At 70.0% G+C, this 24360-nt stretch carries 26 protein-coding genes; 10 read left to right on the plus strand and 16 right to left on the minus strand.

The window, feature by feature from the left end:
• Window positions 1-351 precede the first annotated feature (351 nt).
• Window positions 352-993 (minus strand): DNA-3-methyladenine glycosylase, encoded by a 642-nt coding sequence (locus tag IEY95_RS19765; RefSeq protein ID WP_189187385.1) that lies wholly within the window; start codon window positions 991-993, stop codon window positions 352-354.
• Between the two features lie 197 nt (window positions 994-1190).
• On the opposite strand from IEY95_RS19765, the gene IEY95_RS19770 reads away from it, so the two are divergent.
• The 3 genes from IEY95_RS19770 (at window position 1191) to IEY95_RS19780 (ending at window position 3221) form a co-directional block, all read left to right on the plus strand.
• Window positions 1191-1976: a sporulation protein gene (locus IEY95_RS19770; protein ID WP_189187386.1), complete on the plus strand. Its 786-nt coding sequence runs from the start codon at window positions 1191-1193 to the stop codon at window positions 1974-1976.
• Window positions 1977-2016: 40 nt separating this feature from the next.
• Complete coding sequence (locus IEY95_RS19775; RefSeq protein WP_189187387.1) at window positions 2017-2556, plus strand: YbhB/YbcL family Raf kinase inhibitor-like protein; 540 nt, start codon at window positions 2017-2019, stop codon at window positions 2554-2556.
• A 158-nt stretch (window positions 2557-2714) separates the two neighbouring features.
• Window positions 2715-3221: an HNH endonuclease gene (locus tag IEY95_RS19780; protein ID WP_189187388.1), complete on the plus strand. Its 507-nt coding sequence runs from the start codon at window positions 2715-2717 to the stop codon at window positions 3219-3221.
• A 57-nt stretch (window positions 3222-3278) separates the two neighbouring features.
• On the opposite strand, the gene IEY95_RS19785 is transcribed toward IEY95_RS19780, so the two are convergent.
• From IEY95_RS19785 to IEY95_RS19795, 3 genes are all read right to left on the minus strand, one after another.
• The gene (locus IEY95_RS19785) at window positions 3279-4214 is read right to left on the minus strand and encodes an SPFH domain-containing protein (protein WP_189187389.1); all 936 of its coding nucleotides are present in this window, start codon (window positions 4212-4214) and stop codon (window positions 3279-3281) included.
• Between the two features lie 130 nt (window positions 4215-4344).
• Window positions 4345-4779, minus strand: a complete 435-nt coding sequence (locus IEY95_RS19790; protein WP_189187390.1) for an NfeD family protein — start codon at window positions 4777-4779, stop codon at window positions 4345-4347.
• Window positions 4780-4901: 122 nt separating this feature from the next.
• A complete protein-coding gene (locus tag IEY95_RS19795; protein ID WP_189187391.1) occupies window positions 4902-5693 on the minus strand; it encodes an ABC transporter ATP-binding protein in 792 nt (263 codons plus the stop codon).
• Window positions 5694-5814: 121 nt separating this feature from the next.
• Here IEY95_RS19795 and IEY95_RS19800 point away from each other — a divergent pair, with 121 nt between their 5' ends.
• Window positions 5815-6603 carry an Rv1486c family protein gene (locus IEY95_RS19800; RefSeq protein WP_189187392.1) on the plus strand — a complete coding sequence of 263 codons (789 nt, stop codon included), beginning with the start codon at window positions 5815-5817 and terminating at the stop codon, window positions 6601-6603.
• A 309-nt stretch (window positions 6604-6912) separates the two neighbouring features.
• On the opposite strand, the gene IEY95_RS19805 is transcribed toward IEY95_RS19800, so the two are convergent.
• The 4 genes from IEY95_RS19805 to IEY95_RS19820 all read right to left on the minus strand — a co-directional run bounded on the left by IEY95_RS19805 (window position 6913) and on the right by IEY95_RS19820 (window position 9577).
• Window positions 6913-7152, minus strand: coding sequence for a chaplin (locus tag IEY95_RS19805; protein ID WP_189187393.1), 240 nt, complete (start codon window positions 7150-7152; stop codon window positions 6913-6915).
• Window positions 7153-7349: 197 nt separating this feature from the next.
• Complete coding sequence (locus tag IEY95_RS19810) at window positions 7350-7595, minus strand: chaplin (RefSeq protein ID WP_189187394.1); 246 nt, start codon at window positions 7593-7595, stop codon at window positions 7350-7352.
• Between the two features lie 202 nt (window positions 7596-7797).
• The gene (locus IEY95_RS19815) at window positions 7798-8439 is read right to left on the minus strand and encodes a response regulator (RefSeq protein ID WP_189187395.1); all 642 of its coding nucleotides are present in this window, start codon (window positions 8437-8439) and stop codon (window positions 7798-7800) included.
• Complete coding sequence (locus IEY95_RS19820) at window positions 8432-9577, minus strand: GAF domain-containing sensor histidine kinase (RefSeq protein ID WP_189187396.1); 1146 nt, start codon at window positions 9575-9577, stop codon at window positions 8432-8434. The genes IEY95_RS19815 and IEY95_RS19820 overlap by 8 nt, the downstream gene beginning before the upstream one ends.
• A 187-nt stretch (window positions 9578-9764) precedes the next feature.
• Between IEY95_RS19820 and IEY95_RS19825 the strand changes: the two genes are divergently transcribed.
• The 3 genes from IEY95_RS19825 to IEY95_RS19835 all read left to right on the plus strand — a co-directional run bounded on the left by IEY95_RS19825 (window position 9765) and on the right by IEY95_RS19835 (window position 12685).
• Complete coding sequence (locus IEY95_RS19825) at window positions 9765-10460, plus strand: SDR family NAD(P)-dependent oxidoreductase (protein ID WP_189187397.1); 696 nt, start codon at window positions 9765-9767, stop codon at window positions 10458-10460.
• Window positions 10457-11578 carry an S-adenosylmethionine:tRNA ribosyltransferase-isomerase gene (locus tag IEY95_RS19830; protein ID WP_189187398.1) on the plus strand — a complete coding sequence of 374 codons (1122 nt, stop codon included), beginning with the start codon at window positions 10457-10459 and terminating at the stop codon, window positions 11576-11578. Before IEY95_RS19825 ends, IEY95_RS19830 begins: the two co-directional genes overlap by 4 nt.
• Window positions 11579-11878: 300 nt before the next feature.
• Window positions 11879-12685, plus strand: a complete 807-nt coding sequence (locus IEY95_RS19835) for a transglycosylase SLT domain-containing protein (RefSeq protein ID WP_189187399.1) — start codon at window positions 11879-11881, stop codon at window positions 12683-12685.
• Window positions 12686-12764: 79 nt separating this feature from the next.
• On the opposite strand, the gene IEY95_RS19840 is transcribed toward IEY95_RS19835, so the two are convergent.
• A complete protein-coding gene (locus tag IEY95_RS19840) occupies window positions 12765-15266 on the minus strand; it encodes an ABC transporter ATP-binding protein/permease (RefSeq protein WP_189187400.1) in 2502 nt (833 codons plus the stop codon).
• 241 nt (window positions 15267-15507) lie between these two features.
• Between IEY95_RS19840 and IEY95_RS19845 the strand changes: the two genes are divergently transcribed.
• On the plus strand, window positions 15508-17370 hold the full coding sequence (locus IEY95_RS19845; protein WP_189187401.1) for a streptophobe family protein: 1863 nt from the start codon (window positions 15508-15510) through the stop codon (window positions 17368-17370).
• A 280-nt stretch (window positions 17371-17650) separates the two neighbouring features.
• On the plus strand, window positions 17651-18862 hold the full coding sequence (serB, locus tag IEY95_RS19850; RefSeq protein ID WP_189187402.1) for a phosphoserine phosphatase SerB: 1212 nt from the start codon (window positions 17651-17653) through the stop codon (window positions 18860-18862).
• Between the two features lie 63 nt (window positions 18863-18925).
• Here the strand turns inward: serB and IEY95_RS19855 are convergent, their stop codons facing one another.
• The 4 genes from IEY95_RS19855 to IEY95_RS19865 form a co-directional block, all read right to left on the minus strand.
• The gene (locus tag IEY95_RS19855; RefSeq protein ID WP_189187403.1) at window positions 18926-19444 is read right to left on the minus strand and encodes a SixA phosphatase family protein; all 519 of its coding nucleotides are present in this window, start codon (window positions 19442-19444) and stop codon (window positions 18926-18928) included.
• Window positions 19445-19545: 101 nt separating this feature from the next.
• Window positions 19546-19761, minus strand: coding sequence for a hypothetical protein (locus tag IEY95_RS19860; RefSeq protein WP_189187404.1), 216 nt, complete (start codon window positions 19759-19761; stop codon window positions 19546-19548).
• A 168-nt stretch (window positions 19762-19929) separates the two neighbouring features.
• Window positions 19930-20046 carry an SGM_5486 family transporter-associated protein gene (locus IEY95_RS50170; RefSeq protein WP_268240483.1) on the minus strand — a complete coding sequence of 39 codons (117 nt, stop codon included), beginning with the start codon at window positions 20044-20046 and terminating at the stop codon, window positions 19930-19932.
• A 31-nt stretch (window positions 20047-20077) separates the two neighbouring features.
• Window positions 20078-21442, minus strand: a complete 1365-nt coding sequence (locus tag IEY95_RS19865) for a CynX/NimT family MFS transporter (RefSeq protein WP_189187405.1) — start codon at window positions 21440-21442, stop codon at window positions 20078-20080.
• A 102-nt stretch (window positions 21443-21544) separates the two neighbouring features.
• Between IEY95_RS19865 and IEY95_RS19870 the strand changes: the two genes are divergently transcribed.
• Window positions 21545-22252: a FadR/GntR family transcriptional regulator gene (locus IEY95_RS19870; RefSeq protein ID WP_189187406.1), complete on the plus strand. Its 708-nt coding sequence runs from the start codon at window positions 21545-21547 to the stop codon at window positions 22250-22252.
• Here IEY95_RS19870 and IEY95_RS19875 read toward each other — a convergent pair.
• The 3 genes from IEY95_RS19875 to fabG all read right to left on the minus strand — a co-directional run bounded on the left by IEY95_RS19875 (window position 22236) and on the right by fabG (window position 24210).
• The gene (locus IEY95_RS19875; protein ID WP_189187407.1) at window positions 22236-22580 is read right to left on the minus strand and encodes a hypothetical protein; all 345 of its coding nucleotides are present in this window, start codon (window positions 22578-22580) and stop codon (window positions 22236-22238) included. The genes IEY95_RS19870 and IEY95_RS19875 overlap by 17 nt on opposite strands.
• A gap of 152 nt (window positions 22581-22732) precedes the next feature.
• The gene (gene fabI / locus IEY95_RS19880; protein WP_189187408.1) at window positions 22733-23500 is read right to left on the minus strand and encodes an enoyl-ACP reductase FabI; all 768 of its coding nucleotides are present in this window, start codon (window positions 23498-23500) and stop codon (window positions 22733-22735) included.
• Window positions 23501-23505: 5 nt separating this feature from the next.
• Window positions 23506-24210, minus strand: coding sequence for a 3-oxoacyl-[acyl-carrier-protein] reductase (gene fabG / locus IEY95_RS19885; protein WP_189187409.1), 705 nt, complete (start codon window positions 24208-24210; stop codon window positions 23506-23508).
• Between the last annotated feature and the right edge of the window lie 150 nt (window positions 24211-24360).

Below are 24360 nucleotides of genomic sequence, written 5' to 3' on the forward strand. Positions count from 1 at the left end.
TCTTTTTCCGATCCGATTTCCTCGGTGCTTTCCAGGTTTCCGCTTTCGCGTTTCCCTTTCCGGCGGGCCCGACTCTATCAGACTCTTTCGTGTCCGATTCCCGGTCGGCGGGTTGTCTTTCGGCCTTTGAGCGCTTTCGCCTCGCGGCCTTTCGACATTCACTACGTTAGCCGATTCCCTCCGCAACTCATAATCGAGTTCCGCGAGTTTGAATTCAGGCATGCGGGCACGCCGAATTCGCCCCCGCCGAGGGGAAGTCGTAGGTAGTGGGTTGGCCACTCTCGGCTGCTGGCTGAACGCCGTAACCGGTTCAAGCGGCTCGGGCTACATTACGGATCCCCCAGGGACGCGTCAAGTTGAGCGACGGCGTGGCGCATGGGCCCGATAAGGGCTCACCGTCGGGTCGTTGGCGATCCAGTAGCGCCATGGGTGGACGCCCCCGTCGCCGGCCACTCCTGTGCGGGGACCACTGCGTACCTGGTCGGAGTGGACGGGGGTGCCCGTCAGGAGGGTCAGTGGGGAGCCCACGGGGGCGCATGCATCCGTGCCGTCGAGCGACTGGTCCACCCCGAGTGCCGTGGCGAGGCGTGCGGGCCCTTTGGCCAGTTCCTTGTCATTTCGGGCCGAGAGTCGACGTTTGCGGGCCAGTTCGACGCCCTCGATGACCTCGCCGGCCCGAAGCAGGACCGCGCTGGCCCGGCCCTCCGGACCGCACACCAGGTTCATGCAGTGCCACATGCCGTACGTGAAGTAGACGTACACGTGGCCTGGCGGACCGAACATCACCTCGTTGCGGGGTGTGCGGCCGCGATAGGCGTGGGAGCCGGGGTCGTTCGGGCCGTCGTACGCCTCGACCTCTGTGAGACGGAGTTCGATCGGACCGTCCGGGGTGGTACGTACGAGGATGCGCCCCAGGAGGTCGGGGGCGACGTCCAGCACGGGGCGGTCGAAGAACTCGCGCAGGAGGGGCGTACGGTCAGGGGCCGCGATCATGGCGTACGAGCGTAGTCCACCGGTCCGGAGTAGTTCTGAGTAGTCCGGACGGATGCTTGTCGGTGGGGTGGCCAGGGGTCCTCTCTCTTGGAAGGGTGAGGACGCGGAACCGGCCGCGGTCGGATCGCGTTTGTAGGGATCAAGGAATACAGACGGACACGGCAGAGGGAACAGGCGCTGCCTGGGGAGGAAGTGACATGGGGTTCAAGCGACTGCTGGCGAGCATGGGGGCCGGTGGGGCTTCGGTCGAGACGGTGCTGACGGAGGTCAACACCGTTCCGGGCGGCGTCGTCCAGGGTGAGGTGCGGATCCAGGGCGGGTCGGTGAACCAGGCGATCGAGGGTCTGTCGGTCGGTCTGCAGGCCAAGGTCGAGGTCGAGGGCCACGACGACCAGGAGTACAAGCAGGACATCGAGTTCACCAAGCTGCGGCTCGGTGGCGCCTTCGAGCTGCAGGCGGGCGCGGTGCACGCGGTGCCGTTCGGTCTGGAGATCCCGTGGGAGACGCCGATCACCATGATCGACGGGCAGAGCCTGCGCGGGATGCACATCGGTGTGACCACGGAGCTGGAGATCGCGCGCGCTCTGGACTCCGGTGACCTGGACCCGATCAACGTGCACCCGTTGCCGGCGCAGAAGGCGATCCTGGACGCCTTCATTCAGCTGGGCTTCCGCTTCAAGAACGCGGACATGGAGCGCGGTCACATCCGTGGTACGCGGCAGAAGCTGCCGTTCTACCAGGAGATCGAGTTCTTCCCGCCGTCGCAGTACCGCGGGCTGAACCAGGTGGAGCTGAGCTTCGTCGCGGACGACCGCGCGATGGACGTCATCCTGGAGATGGACAAGAAGCCGGGCCTGTTCAGTGAGGGCAGCGACTCGTACCGGTCCTTCCAGGTGGGGCTGCACGACTACCAGGGCACGGACTGGGCCGCGTACCTGAATCAGTGGCTGTCGGAAGTCGGCAGCAAGCGCAGCTGGTTCTAGGCTACGGACGCAGGTAGTCGGCCGAATCGGAGGTTGAGACGTGACTGAGGCGAAGAGGGCCCCGCTTCCCCATGACTTCCATCCGCCGGTGCCGTCGTTCACCGTGGTGAGCGACGACATCGCGCCGGGTGCGGTATTGGCGGACGCCCAGGTGTACGCGGCGGGCAACACGTCGCCGCAGCTGCGCTGGGAGGGCTTCCCTGCCGCTACGAAGAGCTTCGCGGTGACGTGCTTCGATCCGGATGCCCCGACGGGCAGCGGGTTCTGGCACTGGGTGCTCTTCGACATCCCGGTGTCCGTCACGGAACTGTCGGCGGGTGCGGGCAGCGGCAAGTTCGAGGGGCTTCCCGAGGGCGCCGTGCACGTCCGCAACGACTACGGGTCGAAGGACTTCGGCGGGGCGGCGCCGCCGCCCGGGGACGGACCGCACCGGTACGTCTTCACGGTGTACGCCGTCGACAGCGAGAAGCTCGGGCCGGACTCCGGGGTGTCACCGGCCGTCGTGGGCTTCAACCTGCGGTTCCACACACTGGCGCGTGCCCAGCTGATCGGCGAGTACGAGAATCCGTCGAAAAGCTGAGCGAGCCAAGCGTTCACTGAACGTTTGCCCGCCTCTGGTCTTGGAAGTGATCAGAGGCGGGCATTTTTTATTGCGTTGTCCATCTCGGCGCGCCCGGCCAGAGTTGATCCAAGCCCGTCCGCCAGGGGGTGGGCCGGTGCACACGGGAGGTGGGCTGGATGCGGGACACGCTGGTACTGAACGCGAGCTTTGAGCCGCTGTCGACGGTGACGTTGAACCGAGCCGTCGTTCTGGTGCTGCAGGACAAGGCCGTCGTGGAGCAGGCCCACCCCGAACTCCGTATGCGCGGAGCAGCGCTCGACATACCCGTGCCCCGGGTGATCAGGCTCTGCCGTTATGTCCGGGTGCCGTTCCGAAGACAAGCGCCGTGGTCGCGCCGCGGTGTGCTGGTACGCGACCGGCACAGGTGCGCGTACTGCGGTCGGCGCGCCACGACCGTGGACCACGTGGTACCGCGGGCGCACGGCGGCCAGGACTGCTGGCTGAACACGGTCGCCTCGTGCGCGGAGGACAACCACCGCAAGGCGGACCGCACGCCGGAGCAGGCGGGTATGCCGCTGCTGCGGCAGCCCTTCGAGCCGACGCCCGCGGACGCGATGCTGCTGGCGCTCGGCCAGGACGACTTCGACTCGCTGCCGGAGTGGCTGGCACAGCCCGCGGCCTAGCTCGTACGAGGATGGGGCCCATCTCCCGGCGGAGGTGGGCCCCATCGTCGTACGACATCAGTCGGTGACGGACGGCTTCTCGCGGCGCTCGGTGCCTCCGTTGCCCGAACCGCCGCCCATGGAGCCGAAGTTGCCCATGGCGCCACTCAGGCCCTTGAGGGCGTCGCCGATCTCGCTGGGCACGATCCAGAGCTTGTTGGCGTCGCCTTCGGCGATCTTGGGGAGCATCTGGAGGTACTGGTACGAGAGGAGCTTCTGGTCCGGGTCGCCGGCGTGGATGGCCTCGAAGACCGTACGGACGGCCTGGGCCTCGCCCTCGGCCCGCAGAGCGGCCGCCTTGGCCTCGCCTTCGGCGCGCAGGATCGCGGACTGCTTCTCACCTTCGGCGGTGAGGATCTGCGACTGGCGGATACCTTCGGCGGTGAGGATCGCGGCGCGCTTGTCACGGTCGGCGCGCATCTGCTTCTCCATCGAGTCCTGGATGGAGGTGGGCGGCTCGATCGCCTTGAGCTCGACGCGGTTGACGCGGATGCCCCACTTGCCGGTGGCCTCGTCGAGGACGCCGCGAAGGGCCGCGTTGATCTCCTCGCGGGAGGTCAGCGTTCGCTCCAGGTCCATGCCGCCGATGATGTTGCGCAGCGTGGTGACGGTGAGCTGCTCGATCGCCTGGATGTAGCTGGCGACTTCGTACGTGGCCGCGCGGGCGTCGGTCACCTGGTAGTAGATGACCGTGTCGATGTTGACGACCAGGTTGTCCTGGGTGATCACCGGCTGCGGCGGGAACGGCACGACCTGTTCGCGCAGGTCGATGCGGTTGCGGATGGAGTCGATGAACGGGACCACGATGTTCAGGCCGGCGTTCAGGGTGCGCGTGTAGCGCCCGAAGCGCTCGACGATGGCGGCGCTGGCCTGTGGGATGACCTGGATGGTCTTGATCAGGGCGATGAAGACCAACACCACCAGAATGATCAGGACGATGATGACCGGTTCCATCGTTGCTCCCCGTACCCTTCTCCGCTCGGTAATTCCTGAAGATCTTATGGCAGTTGAAGATCTTGCTGGACGAGTCTGACAGACCGCCGTCTGCAGCGTGGGGCGTTCGGTTCACTTGCGTCGTGGGAGGTCACATGACGATCGCCGTAGCTCCGTCGATGTCCACGACGTCCACTTCCTGGCCCACCTCGTAGGCCTGTCCGGCGTCGAGGGCACGTGCCGACCAGATCTCTCCGCCGAGTTTGATCCGACCACCACCCGAACCGTCCACCCGTTCCAGGACGATGGCCTGCTTGCCCTTCAACGCCTCTACGCCCGTGGCGAGTTGGGGCCGCTGGGCGCGGTGCCGAGCGGCGACGGGTCGTACCACGGCGATGAGGGCGACCGAGACGACGGCGAAGACGAGCACTTGGAGGACCACACCAGCGCCGAGGCCCGCAGAGACCGCGGCGGCGACGGCGCCCACGGCGAGCATGCCGAACTCCGGCATCGCGGTCACGACGAGCGGGATGCCGAGCCCGGCTGCCGCAACAAGCCACCACACCCACGCGTTGATGTCGTTCACGTGGTCATGGTAGGACCGCGCTCCTCTGTCGGACAGGGCGCGCGATCAACTGGGACACGCCCGGTCCGCGGCGCGGGGTGCGGGCGCTCCGCGGCTCACAGGGGTCGGGGGCTCTTAGGCGTTCAGGCCATCGGCAGGCCCTGCGCGGTCCAGCGCTCGCCGACCTGTTCGACGACGAGCGGGAGGCCGAAGCAGAGGGAGAGGTTGCGCGAGGTGAGTTCGAGCTCCAGCGGGCCCGCGGCGAGCACCTTGCCCTGACGGATCATCAGGACGTGGGTGAAGCCGGGGGCGATCTCCTCGACGTGGTGCGTGACCATGATCATGGAGGGTGCGATCGGGTCGCGGGCGAGTCGGCCGAGGCGACGGACGAGGTCCTCGCGCCCGCCGAGGTCGAGGCCCGCGGCGGGTTCGTCGAGCAGGAGCAGCTCGGGGTCGGTCATCAGGGCGCGGGCGATCAGGGTGCGCTTGCGCTCGCCCTCGGAGAGGGTGCCGAACTTGCGGTCCAGGTACTCGCTCATGCCGAGGCGGTCGAGGAAGGCGCGGGCGCGCTGCTCGTCGACGTCCTCGTAGTCCTCGTGCCAGCCGGCGGTCATGCCGTACGCGGCGGTCAGCACGGTCTGCAGCACCGTCTGACGCTTGGGGAGCTTCTCCGCCATGGCGATGCCGGCGATGCCGATGCGCGGGCGCAGCTCGAAGACGTCGACCTTGCCGAGGGTCTCGCCGAGGATGGTGGCGGTGCCCTGGCTGGGGAAGAGGTAGCTGGAGGCGACGTTCAGAAGGGTCGTTTTTCCGGCACCGTTGGGGCCGAGGATGACCCAGCGCTCCCCCTCCTTCACCGACCAGGAGACCTGGTCCACCAGAGCCCGGCCCTCGCGGACCACGGATACGTCCACCAGCTCCAGTACATCGCTCATGAGCGCGTTGTCTCCCATTGCAGTCTCGGCCGTCGCTTACGTCTGTGGACGCAGCCCCCAGGGAAAACCTACGCCACCGGTCGGTCGCTCCCATCCATCGGTCGGTCCTTAGGGTGGGGGCATGCTCTCGGAACCACGCTCAGGACGGTTGGCCGCATGGGGAAATGCCCTTTTGGCCGGACTTATTTCGCCGGATGACGCGGTACTCGCCATCGTCGGCGAGGACGCGGTGCACCGGGTCGAGGGGCTGCCGGGCGAATCGGGGCCCGTGGGGCTCACACTCGCCCTCGGCCGTCTGCGCGCGCTCGGGGCGACCGGGCTGCGGGTCGCGCTGCCCGCGCCGGGGCATCCGCTCGGGCTGAGCGGGCCGCCGGACTTCAACACGCGCGCCCTCGATGCCGAGGAGGCCGTCGTCTGTCATGGCGCTGCGCTGGGTCTGGTGCCTGAGGTGCACGAGGCGGGGCCTGACGGCGATGTGCACGTGGAGGTCGTCTGGCACTGCCTGCCGGTACGGCAGGCGCCGCCCGCCGATGTGCCCTCGCTCGGGGAAGCCGAGCGGGAGCTGGCGGAGGCGTTGCGCGAGGCGACGGAGGTGTTGTCGCGGCTGGATGTGGCGGGGTCGGGGCCGGTTGCCGAGGCGGCGATCGACGCGTATCGGGCTCGGGCGGAGCGGGGGCGGGAGGTTCTCGCTCCCGGGTATCCGCCGCGGGCGGTGCGGGTGCTGGAGCTCGCTCAGCGGGTGGGGTTGCTGATCTCCGTCGCGTACGAGAACGGGCACGGTGGGGCGGTGAGCGCCTCGGAGATGGCGGCTCGGGCGGAGGCCTTGCGGCCGGTGGAGCGGACGGCTCGGCGGGCACAGGTGGCTGCCTACAACGCGTTTGTGGAGGAGCGGGAGCGCGGGGCTCGCTGAGCGGTGTTCCCGTCGCCCCCGGGTGGGGGCTGAGCTCGGGGTGGGTGCGCGCTCACCGGCGCTCACCAGGGCCCGCTCCCTGCGGGACGGGTGCCGACACGGCGGCACGATCACCCACAGCCACGACGGCTGCGGCGGCACCCGAAACCCACCTCACGCCGCCGCGCCGCTGCGGGTGGGCCGGCCCCCCTTGCGGCACACAGGCCCACAGCGTCGGCGGCTGCGGCTGCGGCTGCGGCTGCGGCGGGCGACGTGGAAAGGCCCCGCGAACTGTTTCCCTTCGCGGGGCCCCTTTGCAGCTGGTGCGGGTCAGTCGTTGGTGGCCTGGCTGCCGAAGGCCGGGTTCAGAAGGCCGACGACGTTGACGGTGTCGCCAACGGCGTTGACGGGGACGTGCACCGGGGCCTGGACGACGTTGCCCGAGGCGACGCCCGGGGAGTTCAGGGCCGCGCCGTCGGCACCCGAGTTGGCAACGGCGGCACCGGCGGAAGCGCCCGCGGCGATACCGGCGACAGTGATGGCCAGAGCGGCCTTCTTGGCGATGTTCATGGAAAGCGTTCCTCCTGCGTGTACGGGTCCGACCCGGCCGCGGGTCGTACGCTGAGCAACGTCGGGGAGATCGCTGACGGCACGGGATGCCGCCCCAAAGGGCCCGTTCGGTTCAGTCGGGCGATGAGGCGACAACCTGACCGGCCTCCCAGGGGATCCCTGGAAGGCCGGTGGTCATGACGGTTCCGGTACGGAACTCAGCGGTTGACGCCTAGGTTGCCGAAGGCCGGGTTCAGAGCGCCGATGACGTTCACGCTGTTGCCGACCGCGTTCACGGGGACGTGCACCGGGACCTGGATGAGGTTGCCCGAGACGACGCCCGGGGAGCCCTCGGCGTGACCGCCCGCCCACGCACCGTCGGTGGCGGAGGCCATACCGGCACCGGCGGCAACCAGGCCGCCGGCCACCATCGCGACAGCAGTGGCCTTCTTCAGGTTCTTCACTTCGAAACCCCTCCTTGCGATCACTGCGGCAAGTCGCCGCAGCACGCATGGAGAACGGCCGAGATCCACGGAGGATGTGCCATCTGGGGGACATACACCCGACGGTATGAATCTCATCCCGGAGCGGAACCCTCCGAATTGCCGCCGCCGATGTGCCCCAGGAGTGCGCTGGAGCGCGGATCCGTCGCGTATCCGCTGGTGATCAGCCCGCCACGCCATGCCGTACGGCCCAGAGCGCGGCCTGGGTCCGGTCGGCGAGGTCGAGTTTCATCAGGATGTTCGAAACATGCGTCTTGACGGTCTTCTCGGAGAGGACGAGCGCGCGGGCGATCTCGCGGTTGGAGCGGCCGTCCGCGATCAGGCCGAGCACCTCGCGCTCCCGCTCGGTGAGCGAACCGCCTCTCCCCTGCCCCGAGTTGGCCTCCTCCTGGGACAGCAGCGCGCCCGCGACCTCGGGCTGCAGCAGGATGTGCCCGGCGTGCACAGAGCGGATGGCGCCCGCCAGGGCGTCGGGGTCCACGTCCTTGTACACATACCCGGCGGCGCCCGCACGCAGGGCCGGGACGACCGTGCGCTGCTCGGTGAAGCTGGTGACGATCAGCACGCGCGCGGGGTTGGCGAGTTCACGGAGCTTGCGCAGCGCGTCGATGCCGTCCATGCCCGGCATCTTGACGTCCATGAGGACGACGTCGGGCTTCAACTCCTCGGCGCGGGCGACTCCTTCGGCGCCGTCGGACGCCTCTCCCACGACCTCGATGTCGTCCTGTACTTCGAGGAAGGTGCGCAGGCCCCGGCGGACCACTTGGTGGTCGTCGACGAGCAGCACCTTGATTGCGTCAGCCACCAGGGACCTCCATCTCGATCGTGGCGCCCTTGTCGGGCGCCGATTCCACGGTGAGTGTGCCGCCGACTCCGCTCGCCCGGTCGCGCATCGACACGAGCCCGAGGTGGCGGCCCGCGCTGCGTATCGCGGTGGGTTCGAAGCCGCTGCCGTCGTCGGTGACGCGCAGCACGGCACCCGGTCCACGCTTTTCCAGGGTCACGTCGACGTGGGCGGCGCCGGAGTGCCGCAGCGCGTTGTGCAGGGCCTCCTGGGCGACGCGCAGCATGGCCTCCTCCTGGGCGGCGGGCAGTGCCCGTACCCCGCGGCCGGCGAAGGTGACGCGCGCGGCGTGGGCGCGGTCGAGGACCTGGATGTGGGTACGCAGAGTGGCGACCAGGCCGTCCTCGTCGAGGGCGGTGGGGCGCAGCTCGACGACGGCGGCACGCAGTTCGTCGGCGGCCTCCGCGGCGAGCGCGGCCACCTGATGGAGTTCGCCCTTGGCGCGCGACGGGTCGCGGTCGACGAGGGCGGCGGCGGCCTGCGCGGTGAGACGCAGGGAGAACAGCTTCTGGCTGACCGCGTCGTGCAGCTCATGGGCGAGCCGGGAGCGCTCCTCGGCGATGGTGAGCTCCCGGCTGCGCTCGTAGAGGCGGGCATTCGTCAGGGCGATCGCGGCGTGCTGGGCGAGGATCGTGAGCAGCTCCTCGTCGTCCTCGGTGAAGCCGCAGCTGCCGTCCGCCTTGGGGCAGTTCTTGTTCGCGAGGAACAGTGCGCCGATGACCTCGTCGCCGTCGCGGATCGGCAGGCCCAGGAAGTCGGACATGTCGGGGTGAGCCGAGGGCCAGCCCTCGAAGCGGGGGTCCTTGCGCACGTCGGCCAGGCGCTCGGCGCGGGCCTCGTGCAGCATCGCGGCGAGGATGCCGTGCTGGCGCGGGAGCGGGCCGATGGCCTTCCACTGGGCGTCGCTGACGCCGTCGACGACGAACTGGGCGAAGCCGCCGTGGTCGTCGGGCACGCCGAGGGCCGCGTACTGCGCGTCGAGCAGCTCTCGGGCCGAGGCGACGATCGTCTTGAGCACGTCGCGCACTTCGAGATGCCTACTCATGGCCAGCAGCGCGGAACTCACCGCGTACAGGCCCGACCGTGGTCCTTGGCTCATGACCCCAAAGTACCGGCGGGGTGTGACAACACGTATCGGACCTGTGATGGCGGTCGCCTGGGCCCGGAGGACTAGGACGAAGGGCCCTGGATCATTGCGGCCCGCGCACGAGGCGGCGGGGCGGCCGGGTTCCTACGTTGATGACACCCGCCGGGAGCGGCGGTCACGGGACGAGGGGACGGACGTCATGCCGGTAGCGATCATCACGGGGGCTTCGAAGGGGCTGGGGCGGGCGCTCGGCAGGGCCCTGGCGGAGCGCGGCTGGGATCTGGTGCTCGACGCCAGAACGGCCGGGGTTCTGGAGGAGACGGCGGTGGCACTGTCCGGGTACGGGACGCGCGTGGAGGCGCTCCCCGGGGACGTCACGGACGCCGGGCACCGCGCCGAGCTGGTCGCGGCGGCTCGGAAGCTCGGTGGTGTCGACCTCCTGGTGAACAACGCGAGCGCATTGGGGGCCGAGCCGCTGGTGCGCCTGGAGAAGCTGACCCTGGACGGACTGCGGCAGGCCCTCGAGGTCAACGTCGTCGCCGCACTGGGCCTGATCCAGGAGGCGCTGCCGCCGCTGCGGGCCGCGCCGGCGGGCACGGTCATCGACATCAGCTCGGACGCCGCCGCCGAGGCGTATCCGACGTGGGGCGGCTACGGAGCGTCGAAGGCGGCCCTCGACCACCTCTCCGCCGTCCTCGGCGAGGAGGAGCCCGGCCTTCGGGTCTGGGCGGTCGACCCCGGGGACATGGCCACGGACCTGTACGCGGCGGCCGTACCGGACGACGGCGATCCACGGCCGACGCCGGACAGTGTGGTTCCGGCCTTGCTGCGGCTGCTCGACGAGCGGCCGGCCAGTGGTCGTTACGGCGCCCCGGCTCTGCTGGAGGAGCGATGACGACCGCGATGCGGGTCCCCCCGTCCGAGCGCAGTCGAGAGTGGGGGAGGGTTCCGGAGGAGCTGTCGGCGCGGGTGCCGGCCGAGCAGCGGGGGCCCGGGCTCGACCGGGATTCCGTACGGCTGCTGGTTTCGCGTGGCACCGAGGTGTCGCATCACGAGTTCGTGGAGCTGCCCCGGCAGCTGAAGGCCGGGGATCTGCTGGTCGTCAACACCTCCGCCACCCTGGCGGCCGCCGTCGACGCACGGATCGGGCACGCGCGCGTGGTGGTGCATTTCTCCACGCGCGGCGACGACGGGCGGTGGGCGGTCGAGCTGCGGGATCCCGACGGTAGAGGAACCACGCGCGCGCGTGCGGGCGGGCCCGCGGGAACAGAGGTGCGCCTCGCCGGGGACGTACGCCTCGTACTGGAGGAGCCGCTGGCCCCGAGGAGCCCACGGCTGTGGTGGGCGCGGGTGTCGGACGGGGACGTCCTGGGGCTGCTGCGGCGGCACGGGCGGCCCATTCGCTACTCCTATACAGACAAGGACCAGCCGCTGTCCGTGTACCAGACGGTGTTCGCGCTGCCGTCCGCCGATGGCGCGGGCAGCGCGGAGATGCCGAGCGCTGCGCGCCCCTTCACCGCGCGCATGGTGGCGGAGCTGGTGAGCCGGGGTGTGCAGTTCGCGCCGATCACGCTGCACACGGGAGTGGCGTCGGCCGAGGCCCATGAGCCGCCGTATCCGGAGCGGTACGGGGTGCCCGAGGCGTCGGCGCGGCTGATCAACGCGGCGAAGGCCGGGGGCGGCCGGATCATCGCGGTCGGCACGACGGCCGTGCGTGCCGTCGAGTCCGCGACGGGCCCCGACGGGGTGGTCCGGGCGGCGACGGGCTGGACCGATCTCGTGGTGACGCCGGAGCGCGGGGTGCGGGTCGTCGACGGGCTGCTGACCGGGCTGCACGAGCCGGAGGCCTCGCATCTGCTGATGCTGGAGGCGATCGCGGGAGGGGCGGCGATCGACCGCAGCTACGACGAGGCACTGCGCGGGCTCTACCTCTGGCACGAGTTCGGGGACGTGCACCTCATCCTCCCGAGCGAGGCCCCTCACTCTGAGCATTGCTCCAGCAACTGCTGGTGAGATGGGCACCCGGCCGATGTGAGCCCGCACATAGGGCGCACATCACGTACGAACGGACATAGGAGATAAAGCGACCCCCCATGAGCGGGGCAGACGTGACAGTCTGCCCCGTTTTGCCCTTTCCGCGTCCACTACCCGGCTTCGTACGTCACACCTTTGCCACAGCATTTTGCGGCCGCTAAGAATTGCCCCTGTCGCTCAGCGCACCGCGGGTTCCGCCCCGGGGCGCTTGTTCCGGAAACACTCTGTCCCCGCCGGACCGAGAGCGACCTCCGCGCTATTCGAAGAGGTCCATCAGTGATGTCCAAGAACGTCAACACTCCTGGTCATAGTCCGAAGCTGTCCAAGGCTCACAAGCTTTCGATCGCCGGTCTCTCGACCCTCGGTGCCGCCGCTCTCGCCTTCTCTCTGGTCCCCGCCAACTCCCAGACCGTCATGACCGACGCCGCCTCCACGGCTCAGGTCGCCTACAGCGAGCAGCCGATCAAGGATGTGAAGGCCAGCATCACGGACCAGCTGGCCGGCGCCGACCTGAAGGCCCAGGCCATCGCGGCGAAGAAGAAGGCGGCCGCCGACGCCGCTGCCGCCGCGAAGAAGAAGACTGCCGACGCAGCCGCTGCCGCCGCGAAGAAGAAGGCCGCCACCGACGCCGCTGCCGCCGCGAAGAAGAAGGCCGCCGCCGAGGCCGCCGCGGAGAAGAAGGCCGAGGAGGCCCGCGTCACCGTGCAGGCCGTGAGCCGCTCCGCGCAGCGCCCCACGGTCCAGACCGTCGCGGTGAAGACGTACGCCAACAACCTCGACGGCTGGATCCGCCAGTCCCTGGACATCATGAAGAAGCACGGCATCCCGGGTTCCTACAACGGTCTGCACCGCAACATCATGCGTGAGTCCTCCGGCAACCCGATGGCCATCAACGACTGGGACATCAACGCCATCAACGGCATCCCGTCGAAGGGCCTGCTCCAGGTCATCCCGCCGACGTTCAAGGCGTACCACGTGCCTGGCACCTCGTGGAACATCTACGACCCGGTCGCCAACATCACGGCCGCCTGCAACTACGCGGCCGACAAGTACGGCTCGATGGACAACGTCAACAGCGCGTACTGAGGCGAGCGCGGAGCTCCGACACGTACGCGGAAGGGCGGCACCCCCGATGGGGTGCCGCCCTTCCGCCGTGCCTGAGCGATTACTTCCGCATGACTTCGGGCTCGTGGCGACGCAGGAAGCGAGCCACGAAGAAGCCGCAGAGCACGCCGAGGACGATCAGGGCGACCATGTCCAGGGTCCAGGCCCCGGCCGTGTGGTCCCACAGCGGGTCCGTGCTGCTCGGGTCGTCCTGGTTCGGGAAGATGTTGTTGAAGTCCAGCGTGGTACCGGAGGCGGCGACAGCCCAGCGGGCCGGCATCAGGTATGAGAACTGGTTGACGCCGGGCGTGCCGTTCAGGATGAACAGACAGCCGGTGAAGACGACCTGGACGATCGCGAACATGACCAGCAGCGGCATGGTCTTCTCGGCGGTCTTCACCAGCGAGGAGATCACCAGGCCGAACATCATCGACGCGAAGCCGAGGGCCATGATCGGGATGGTGAGCTCGACCTTGGGCAGGCTCGTCAGGATCAGGCCCTCTTTCGGGACCGTGCGGCTGCCGAAGCCGATGGCGCCGATCAAGGCACCCTGCAGCATGGTGATCACGCCGAGGACGATGACCTTGGACATCAGATACGCGGAACGCGACAGACCCGTCGCGCGCTCCCGCTCGTAGATCACCCGCTCCTTGATCAGCTCGCGGACGGAGTTGGCGGCGCCGGCGAAGCACGCACCGACCGCGAGGATCAGGAGCACCGTCGTGGCCGTGCCGTTGGCAACGTGGAAGCCCTGCTTCGTGATGATCGGGTTGACCAGCAGGGTCTTGTCCGAGTCGATGAGCAGGCTCACCGCGCCCAGCACCGCCGGCAGGATCACCGTCAGCGCCAGGAAGCCCTTGTCGGAGGCGATCACCGAGACATAGCGGCGGATCAGGGTCATCAGCTGGGAGCCCCAGCTCTGCGGCTTCGGCGGCTTCATCGCCTGCGGCGGCGGCATCTGCGTCGACTGCGGGGCGACCGCGTCGATGTCCGCGGCGTACATCTGGTAGTGCTGCGAGCCCTTCCAGCGGCCCGCCCAGTCGTAGTCGCGGTAGTTCTCGAAGGCGGAGAAGACGTCGGCCCAGGTCTCGTAGCCGAAGAAGTTCAGCGCCTCCTCCGGCGGGCCGAAGTAGGCGACGGAGCCGCCGGGCGCCATCACCAGGAGCTTGTCGCAGATCGCCAGCTCGGCCACGGAGTGCGTGACGACGAGCACCGTACGCCCGTCGTCGGCGAGGCCGCGCAGCAGCTGCATGACGTCGCGGTCCATGCCCGGGTCGAGGCCGGAGGTCGGCTCGTCCAGGAAGATCAGCGACGGCTTGGTGAGCAGCTCCAGGGCCACGGAGACACGCTTGCGCTGGCCACCGGAGAGGGAGGTGACCTTCTTCTCCTTGTGGATGTCCAGCTTCAGCTCGCGCAGCACCTCGTCTATGCGGGCCTCGCGCTCCTCGGTCGTGGTGTCCGCGGGGAAGCGCAGTTTGGCCGCGTACTTGAGGGCCTTCTTGACGGTGAGTTCCTTGTGCAGGATGTCGTCCTGCGGGACCAGACCGATGCGCTGGCGCAGCTCGGCGAACTGCTTGTACAGGTTCCGGTTGTCGTAGAGGACGTCACCCTGGTTGGCGGGGCGGTAGCCCGTGAGCGCCTTCAGGAGCGTCGACTTGCCGGAGCCGGACGGACCGATGACCGCGATGAGCGACTTCTCGGGCACGCCGAAGGAGACGTCCTTGAGGATCTGCTTGCCGCCGTCGACCGTGACCGTCAGATGGCGGGCCGAGAAGGAGACCTCACCGGTGTCGACGAACTCCTCGAGGCGGTCGCCGACCAGACGGAACGTCGAGTGACCGACGCCGACGATGTCGTTCGGGCCGAGCAGCGCCGAGCCGCCCTTGGCGATCGGCATACCGTTGACGTACGTGCCGTTGTGCGAGCCGAGGTCGCGGATCTCGAAGCGGCCGTCGGGTGTCGCGTGGAACTCGGCGTGGTGGCGCGAGACCTGGAGATCGGAGACGACCAGCTCGTTCTCCAGCGCACGACCGATGCGCATCACGCGGCCGAGCGAGAACTGGTGGAACGTGGTGGGGCTGCGGTCGCCGTAGACCGGCGGCGCCCCCGCGCCACCACCGGGTCCCTGCTGCGGCGGGATGTTCGCCGCCTGTTGCGGCTGTTGCCAGCCCTGCTCCGGTGCCTGCTGCTGCGGCGTCGGCTGCTGAGCCCAGCCGGGGCTCGCGCCCTGCGCCGCGTACGGCTGCTGCTCGGGCTGCGCGACGGAGGCCGCGGCGCCGGACAGGTTCAGGCGCGGTCCGTCGGTCGCGTTGCCGAGGTGCACGGCTGAGCCGGGGCCGATCTCCATCTGGTGGATCCGCTGCCCCTGCACGAACGTGCCGTTGGTGCTGCCGTGGTCCTCGATGACCCAACTGCGGCCGCCCCAGCTGATCGTGGCGTGACGCCAGGAGACCCTGGCGTCGTCGAGCACGATGTCCCCCTGCGGATCACGTCCGAGGGCGTATGGCCTGGACGCGTCGAGCGTCCAGGTCCGTCCATTCAATTCCAGTACGAGTTCCGGCACTCCATGCCCCACTGAGTAGTCCCCCGAGTTACCCCCATCACAGGGAGTCTAGGGATGTCGAACATCGTCGGGAACTATTTCAGTAGGAGCCCCCTGACCGAAAGTCGGGCTATGTGAAGGAAGCGTTCGGGCGGGTTGCCCGTTTCCGTTGACGGGGTTGAAACCGGCCCGGAGAGTGGTAATCCCACGCGAGGGGGACATCCGCGGTGGATCGCCGCGGCGCGGATCGGGGGGTCTGACGATGAGTATCGAGACCGCGGACCACGGCGGGAGCGCCAGTAGTGTGCCCTGGGGGGACGTACTGCTGTCCGCGATCGCCTCTGTGAGCTGGGCGTTGATCGGAATGGCGGGCACGGCCGCGCTCGGGCTGCATCTGCTCGGGGCCGACGCGGCGGGCTCGCTCGGGCCGATGACCGCAGCGGTGGTGGCACTTGGGGCCAATGGCGCGGTCAAGCCGTCCGGCGACGTGTCGGCCTTCGGCCTGAAAGGAGCGGAGGCGCACACGGCGATGCAGATCACGCCGCTGGGTGTGGGGTTGGTCGGCGCGCTCCTCATGTCCTGGTTCTTCCTACGGTCCTTGCGCGGGGCGGGAGTTGTGATCGCGCCCTTCGAACTCCTCGCGCGCGCGGGCACGGTGGTCGTGCTCTTCGTGGCGACGCTGGGCGGGCTCGCCTGGGCCGGTCACGACATCATCACGATCGACGGGAGCAAGCTCGGGCTCGACAAGGTCACGGGCGGCGGCGGGCTCGGCGACATCACGGACAAGCTCCCCGGCGGGCTCGGAGACCTCGGCGGGCTGCTGCCCGACAAAATCGGCGATCTCGTGAACGCGAAGGCCGCCGTGGGGTTCACGGTCGACACCGTGCCCACGCTGCTCGGGGGCGCGGCCTGGGCGGCCGGCATCCTGGTGATCGCCCTGCTGGCCTCCCGGCGTACGCCGCTGCCGCGCGGCTGGGAAGCCGCGCACCGGGTGGTGCGCCCCGCAGCCTCCGCGCTCGTCAGCGTGTTGCTGGTGGCGGTCCTGGCCGGGCTCGCGGCGGCTGCGTACGCGGCGATCGGCGACGCCCACCCCCAGCGGATCGCGGGCGCGGCCCTGCTCGGCGCGCCCAACGGCGTGTGGCTCGGCATCCCCATCGGCCTCTTCGTCCCCTGGGACGGCAAGGCCACGGGCGAGCTCGCCAAGCTGCTCCCCGACCCTCTGGACAAGCTGCTGAGCGTCGACTCCGACCAGCCCGTCACGCTGGGCCGACTCGCCGAACTCGACGGCCGCGTGTGGCTGTTGGGGGTGGCGACCGCGGTGATGATGCTGTTCGCGGGCGTCCTGGCCGCCGCGCGTACGCCTTTTGTACGGGGGCCGGGTGCCGCCGTCGCGGGAGCTGCGGGTGCCACAGATGTACGGGGCGGCGGTGCCCTCGGTTTCGCAGGGCGCTGCGCTCTTCGTCTGGGGGTCGTGACGGCGCTGGCACTGCCGCTGCTCGCATGGCTGACGGAGGTGTCCGCGGACGCCTCGCTGTCGGTGCTCGGCTTCGACGCGTTCGGTGCCGGGATCGAGTTGCACGGGCACCTGGGCATGGCGCTGCTGCTCGGCGCCGTGTGGGGTGCGGGGGCGGGGGCGGCGGGGGCGCTGCTGGCGTACGCGAGCGGGGCCGCGGGGCGGCGGGCGGCGCCGCTGGCACTGGGTGACGCGGGCGGCTCGGTGCCCGCGGCCGAGTACCCCGTGCTCGCCGGGGAGCCCGGACCGTACAGTCCCCAGGCCTCGTACCGTCCGCCGAATCCCCACACCAATCCGTATCTGCGACTGCCCGACGAGCTGCGCGAGCCAGGGGATGCGGGGCCGCGCAGGGGCGAGCGGCCGCCCGGGGACGCGGGGCCGCGCAGGGGCGAGCGGCCGCCCGGGGACGCGGGGCCGCGCAGCGGCGAGCGGCCGCCTGGGGATGTATATGGCGCGCCTACGGTGGTAGGGCCGATCGGGGCTCCTCCGCCGCAGAGGCCTCCGGCGCGGGGGCCACGGTCACGGGGCGGAGAGGGGCCTCCTCCTCCCCCGCCACCGCCGCCGGAGGAGGGGGCTCCTCCTTCGCCGCGGAGGCCTCGGGGGGGTCGGTGACGTGCCGCGGAGGCCTCGGGGGCGGTGACGTGCCTGCGCCGGGCGGGCGGGTTGCGCCCGCCCGGCGCTGAGGGCGAGGTCTTCGCAGGCCGATGCGGGGGGCTGACGGCAGAGCCTCCGGGGACGGGTAGGGGGCGAGAAGACCCCGGCTTGGGGCCCTCGGGTGGGCCACCCGCCGACGTACGGTGGCGGCGACGGCCGGTGTCACCCAGAGTTCACTGTCCGCAGGGCGGACCGCGCGGGCGGAGGGCACTGGGTGCCGGATACGGTGGGAGGCACCATGAGCGCTTCGCAGACCTCTGACGTCCCCACTCTCCTCGTCAAGATCTTCGGCAAGGACCGGCCCGGCATCACGGCCGGACTCTTCGACACCCTCGCCGCCTACTCCGTCGACGTGGTCGACATCGAGCAGGTCGTCACCCGTGGCCGGATCGTGCTGTGCGCGCTCGTGACCGAGCCGCCCTCCGGGCTGGAGGGTGATCTGCGGGCGACCGTCCACAGCTGGGCGGAGTCGATGAAGATGCAGGCGGAGATCATCTCCGGCAGGGGCGACAACCGGCCGCGCGGACTCGGACGTTCGCTCGTCACCGTGCTCGGGCACCCGCTCACCGCGGAGTCGACTGCGGCGATCGCCGCGCGGATCACGAAGATCGGCGGCAATATCGACCGTATCTTCCGGCTGGCCAAGTACCCGGTGACGGCCGTCGAGTTCGCCGTGTCCGGCACGGAGACCGAGACGTTGCGCACCGCGTTGGTGACCGAGGCCTCGGCACTCGGTGTCGACATCGCGGTGGTCGCGGCGGGGCTGCACCGGCGGGCCCAGCGTCTCGTGGTGATGGACGTGGACTCGACGCTCATCCAGGACGAGGTGATCGAGCTCTTCGCCGCGCACGCCGGTTGCGAGGCCGAGGTCGCCGAGGTGACGGCGGCCGCGATGCGCGGGGAGCTGGACTTCGAGCAGTCGCTGCACGCGCGCGTGGCCCTCCTGAAGGGGCTGGACGGCTCGGTGGTGAACAAGGTGCGCGAGGAGGTGCGGCTCACGCCGGGGGCGCGCACGCTGATCCGTACGCTGAAGCGGCTCGGCTTCCAAGTCGGCGTCGTCTCGGGCGGGTTCACTCAGGTCACCGATGACCTCAAGGAACGGCTCGGGCTCGACTTCGCGCAGGCCAACACGCTGGAGATCGTCGACGGCAAGCTGACCGGCAGGGTCACCGGCGAGATCGTGGACCGGGCGGGCAAGGCGCGGCTGCTGCGCCGCTTCGCCGCGGAGGCCGGCGTGCCGCTCGCCCAGACCGTGGCGATCGGCGACGGCGCCAATGACCTAGACATGCTCAACGCGGCCGGTCTCGGCGTCGCCTTCAACGCCAAGCCGGTCGTGCGCCAGGCCGCGCACACCGCGGTGAACTTCCCCTTCCTGGACACGGTGCTGTATCTGCTGGGCGTCACCCGCGAAGAGGTCGAGGCGGCGGACATGCACCTGGGCGACCACTGAGCCCCTCTGCACGGATGGGGCCCGGCACCGTCATGGTGCCGGGCCCCATCCCGTGGACGTCGGTTACTCGGTCGGTGCCCAGTAGTCGATCAGGTCGGCCACTCCGGGCTCCAGGGACTTCCAGGAGCCGTCGAAGGTGAGCACGGCGAAGGCGGCCGCGGGAAACCCGTGGTCGTTCATCCGGGTGCGGGTGTCGCCCTCGGCCCGGCCCGCCAGGACCTCGGCGAGGCCGTGCACGCCCGGGTTGTGGCCGATCAGGACCACGTTCTGCGCGTCGTCGGGGATTTCGTTGAGCACGGAGATCAGCTCGCCGGGCGAGGCTTCGTAGAGCCGCTCCTCATAGACCGTTTTCGGCCGGTGCGCGAGCTCATGGACGGCGATCTTCCAGGTCTCGCGGGTCCGGGTCGCGGTGGAGCAGAGGGCCAGATCGACGGGAATGCCGGTGTCGGCCAGCTTGCGTCCGGCGACGGCGGCTTCCATGCGGCCCCGGTCGGCGAGGGGCCGCTCGTGGTCGGACATCTGTGGCCAGTCGGCTTTCGCATGCCGGAAGAGAACAATCCTGCGGGGTTCTGCGACGCTCATGCATCCCAGCTTCGCATGAAACAGGCCATGTGGCGCAGGGAGTTGACGCGCTCCCCCAGCAGGGGTGACGAGGCAGTCCGGCACGGCCCGACGGGGGACGCTCAGGGCGCCTGGTGCAGCACCGTGTGCTGGACGTGCTCGAAGACCTGGGTGATCGCCGCGTCGCCGCCCGCGGCGTGCGCGTCCACCGGGTTGAGTATCAGAAGCAGCAGGGTGACGAAGGCGAGCGTCGGCAGGGCGAGGGCCCACCAGGGCAGCCGGATGTCGACGCGGCCCGAGGTCGCCGGGTGAGGCCGGGTGTACGTACGGGCCGACATGACGCCTCCGTGGCTTCGAGTGCTCCGTGGTCCGCGTCCTCGCGGTCACAATCTCGAAGTTACGGAATCCGCGGCCCTCAACCCATCCGGTGATCCACCCACTTGACCCTGACACTCACCCCCTAGGGGATGGGGGGTTAGCCCCACCATCGGTGGTGGGCGGGCACGTCAGGGCGAGGCGATCGTCGCGATGATGCCGATGATCACGGTGATGGCGAGGAACGTGCCGAAGACGAGCAACATCTTCTTCTGGCCGTTGGGGGGATTCGGTTCGAGCACTGGCATACCGCCAGTCTCGCACCCTTCGTCCGCCCCCTCAGGGGTGGGGTCGGCGTGCGGCCTCGTCCTCCACCGTGCGGTTGCGGCCCGCCAGAATGCCCACCCCGATCTGCGGGACCATCAGCCCGGCCATGAGCGCCAGCGGCAGGCCCCAGCCGCCGCTCTGCTGGTAGAGCACGCCTACCAGCAGAGGGCCCGGGATCGAGAGGAGGTAGCCGGTGCTCTGGGCGAACGCCGAGAGCTTGGCGACGCCCGCGCCGGTCCTGGCCCGCATGCCGACCATGGTGAGGGCCAGCGGGAAGGCGCAGTTGGAGACGCCGAGCAGCAGGGCCCAGGCCCAGGCGCCACTCGCCGGGGCGAAGTAGAGGCCCGCGTATCCGGCGAGTCCGCAGGCGCCGAGCGCGACCACGATCGGCCCCTGGTGGGGCAGCCGCGTGGCGAGGCGCGGAATGACGAAGGCCAGCGGCACGCCCATCACCATCGTGACCGCGAGGAGCAGTCCGGCGGTCCCGGCCGCGACTCCGGCGTCGCGGAAGATCTGCGCCATCCAGCCCATGGTGATGTACGCGGCGGTGGCCTGGAGCCCGAAGAAGACGGCCAGCGCCCAGGCGGTTCGGCTGCGGGTGATGCGCAGCCCGTCGGGCTCCTGTCGAGCGGGCGAGCCGGGACCGGTATCGGGACTCCGGCCGTCGGCACCGGTCCCGGTACCGGGACGCAGACCGGCGGCACCGCCCTCGGAATCGGCACCCCGCGCGCGTACGAGCAGAATCCACGGCACCACGGCCGCCGCCGCGAGCCCCGCCCACACCGCGAGCCCGGACTTCCAGCTGCCGCCCAGGGCGTCGGTCATGGGCACGGTCACCGCGGCGGCGGCCGAGGTGCCGAGCGCGAGGGCCATCGAGTACAGCCCGGTCATGGAGCCGACCCGGTCCGGGAACCAGCGCTTGACGATCACTGGCATCAGGACGTTGCTGACGGCGATGCCCATGAGTGCGAGGGCGCTGGCGGCCAGAAAGCGGGCCGTGTTCCCGGCGTACGGCCGGATCGCCAGGCCCGCCGTGATGGCGACCATGCCGGCGCAGACGACCGCGCCGGGCCCGAAGCGGCGGGCGAGCCGCGGTGCCATGACGCCGAAAACGGCGAAGCAGAGCGGTGGTACGGAGGTGAGCACTCCGGCGACGCTGCCGCTCATGCCGAGCCCGTCGCGCACCTCTTCGAGGAGGGCACCGAAGCTCGTGATGGCCGGGCGGAGATTGAGCGCGGTGAGGACGATGCCGACGACCACGAGTCGCGTCCTCCACGCGCGCGTGGAGGACGGCGGGGACTCCACGCTCTCGGCGGAGCTGCGTATCGGTGTGGACGTCATCGTCCGGGTCTCCTCGCCAGTCATGTCGCCCATCATAGAATCATGGGATGATTGGCTGTCCAATCCCCTTGCGTTAATGTCCGGAGCCTCCGGCCCCGCGCGACCGACGACCCCGGGCCGCCCGTACGAAGGACCGCCATGCCGTTGAGCCACCCCCGCCGTTCGGCACTGTCCGAGCAGGTCATCGCCGAGCTGCGGAACCAGATCGCCTCGGGCGAGTGGCCGGTGGGCTCCCGCATCCCCACCGAACCGGAGCTGGTCGAGCAACTCGGCGTCGCCCGCAACACGGTCCGCGAGGCCGTCCGCGCCCTCGCCCACAACGGCCTGCTCGACATCCGCCAGGGGTCCGGCACCTACGTCGTGGCGACCAGCGAGCTGGCGGGCGTGATGCACCGCCGCTTCGCGGACGCCGAGCCGCGGCACATCGCCGAGCTGCGCTCCACGTTGGAGTCGAGCGCCGCGAAGCTGGCCGCCGAGCGGCGCACCGAGCGCGATCTGAAGCAGCTGGACGCGCTCCTCGCGCGCCGGGAGGAAGCGTGGGAGTCGGGCGACGCGGAGGCCTTCGTGACCGCCGACGCGACGTTCCACCTGGCGGTCGTGGCCGCGTCCCACAACGACGTCATGACGGCGATGTACGCGGACCTGGGCGAGGTGCTGCGCGACTGGCTGCGCGAGGACGTCGGCGAGAAGCTGACGCCGGAGACGTACATGGACCACGCCCGGCTGGTCGACGCGATCCGGGCGGGCGACGCGCAGGCAGCCGCCACGGAGGCCGCGGGCTATCCGTTCCTGTGCCGTCCGGGACGGCTCGGCGGGCAGGACCCGGACCTCACCTCTGGTGGCTGATCCAGACCGAACTGATCTCCTTCCAGCACCGGCCGGTGAGCCGCACCGTGGCGGCGGGCGCGGTGTCGACGAGGGTGCTGTCGGTGTCGAGGTCCCACCAGCGGGCGCACTCGATGTGCAGGCTGACCCGGTCGGTCTCCGGGTACGGGTTGTGGCAGTAGGCGACCACGCGGGAGCCGGTGACGCTGGTGCGGCACTCGGCGCCGAAGAGCTGCGGGCCAGCGGGTTTTCCGGCCTCCACGCGCGCGTGGGGCGTAGCGTCGTACGGCAGAGCCATCACCAGAGCGACAGCGGCGAACACCGGGGCGAAGCGGCGGGACAGGCGCACAAGGGGACCTCCTCGGCCGTACGGCTGCGGGGCGGTGCGTACTTCCAGCGTGCGCGGTGCGGCGCCCGGGCCGCCCGGCCGGATGGGCCAAATGGGGGACGCCCCGGTCCCCGCACGCTGCGGGAAACGGGGCGTCGGCCTCGCGGAGGAAATCAGGCGCCGATGGCGTGCAGACCGCCGTCCACGTGGATGATCTCGCCCGTGGTCTTCGGGAACCAGTCGCTCAGCAGGGCGACGACACCGCGCCCGGCCGGCTCCGGGTCCTTGAGGTCCCACTCCAGGGGTGCGCGGGAGTCCCACACCGCGGCAAGCTCGCTGAAGCCCGGGATGGACTTCGCGGCCATCGAGCCGATCGGGCCCGCCGAGATGAGGTTGGAGCGCACGTTCTGCTTGCCCAGGTCGCGGGCGAGGTAGCGGTTGGTGGCCTCCAGCGCGGCCTTGGCCGGGCCCATCCAGTCGTACTGCGGCCAGGCGTACTGCGCGTCGAAGGTCAGGCCGACGACGGAGCCGCCGTTCTGCATCAGCGGCAGGCAGGCCATGGTCAGCGACTTCAGGGAGAACGCCGAGACGTGCATGGCCGTGGCGACCGACTCGAAGGGCGTGTTCAGGAAGTTGCCGCCGAGGGCGTCCTGCGGCGCGAAGCCGATGGAGTGGACGACGCCGTCGAGGCCGCCCAGCTCCTCGCCGACGACGTCGGCCAGGCGGGCGAGGTGCTCGTCGTTGGTGACGTCGAGCTCGATGACCTTGGTGGGCTTGGGGAGCTTCTTGGCGATGCGCTCGGTCAGCGTGGGCCGCGGGAACGCGGTCAGGATGATCTCGGCGCCCTGCTCCTGGGCCAGCTTGGCGGTGTGGAAGGCGATGGAGGACTCCATCAGCACACCGGTGATCAGGACGCGCTTGCCCTCGAGAATTCCGCTCATGGTGTTCAGTGACCCATTCCCAGTCCGCCGTCAACGGGGATGACGGCTCCAGTGATGTACGAGGCGTCGTCCGAGGCGAGGAACCGCACCGTCGCGGCGATCTCCTCGGGCTGCGCGTACCGGCCCAGCGGCACCTGCGACACGATGTTCGCACGCTGGTCGTCGGTGAGTGCCTGGGTCATGTCCGTGTCGACGAAACCGGGCGCGACGACGTTGAACGTGATGTTGCGCGAGCCGAGCTCTCGGGCGAGTGAGCGCGCGAAACCGACCAGGGCGGCCTTGGAGGCCGCGTAGTTCGCCTGCCCCGCCGAGCCGAGCAGCCCGACGACCGACGAGATGAGGACGACGCGGCCCTTCTTGGCGCGCAGCATGCCGCGGTTGGCGCGCTTGACGACGCGGAAGGCGCCGGTGAGGTTGGTGTCGATGACCGAGGTGAAGTCCTCCTCGGACATGCGCATCAGCAGTTGGTCCTTGGTGACGCCGGCGTTGGCGACGAGGACCTCGACCGGGCCGTGCTCGGCCTCGATCTCCTTGTAGGCCTGCTCCACCTGCTCGGTGTCGGTGATGTCGCACTTGACGGCGAGGAAGCCGGCCGGCGGCTCACCGGAGCGGTATGTGATCGCGACCTTGTCGCCGGCATCGGCGAACGCGCGGGCGATGGCGAGGCCGATGCCCCGGTTGCCTCCGGTGACGAGAACCGAGCGGCTCAACGGATCACCCTTTCAATAGCGGAATGGAACCCTGCAAGTCAGGCGCCTTCATCGAAAACCTATCGGTCCCGTCCGCCTCGTGGAGAATCGGGCACCGACAGTGGGATCGGGGACTCACTGTCGGATCCCTACAGAAAGCCATGGTCGACC

This window comes from Streptomyces albiflavescens (assembly GCF_014645835.1).
GTDB lineage: Bacteria > Actinomycetota > Actinomycetes > Streptomycetales > Streptomycetaceae > Streptomyces > Streptomyces albiflavescens.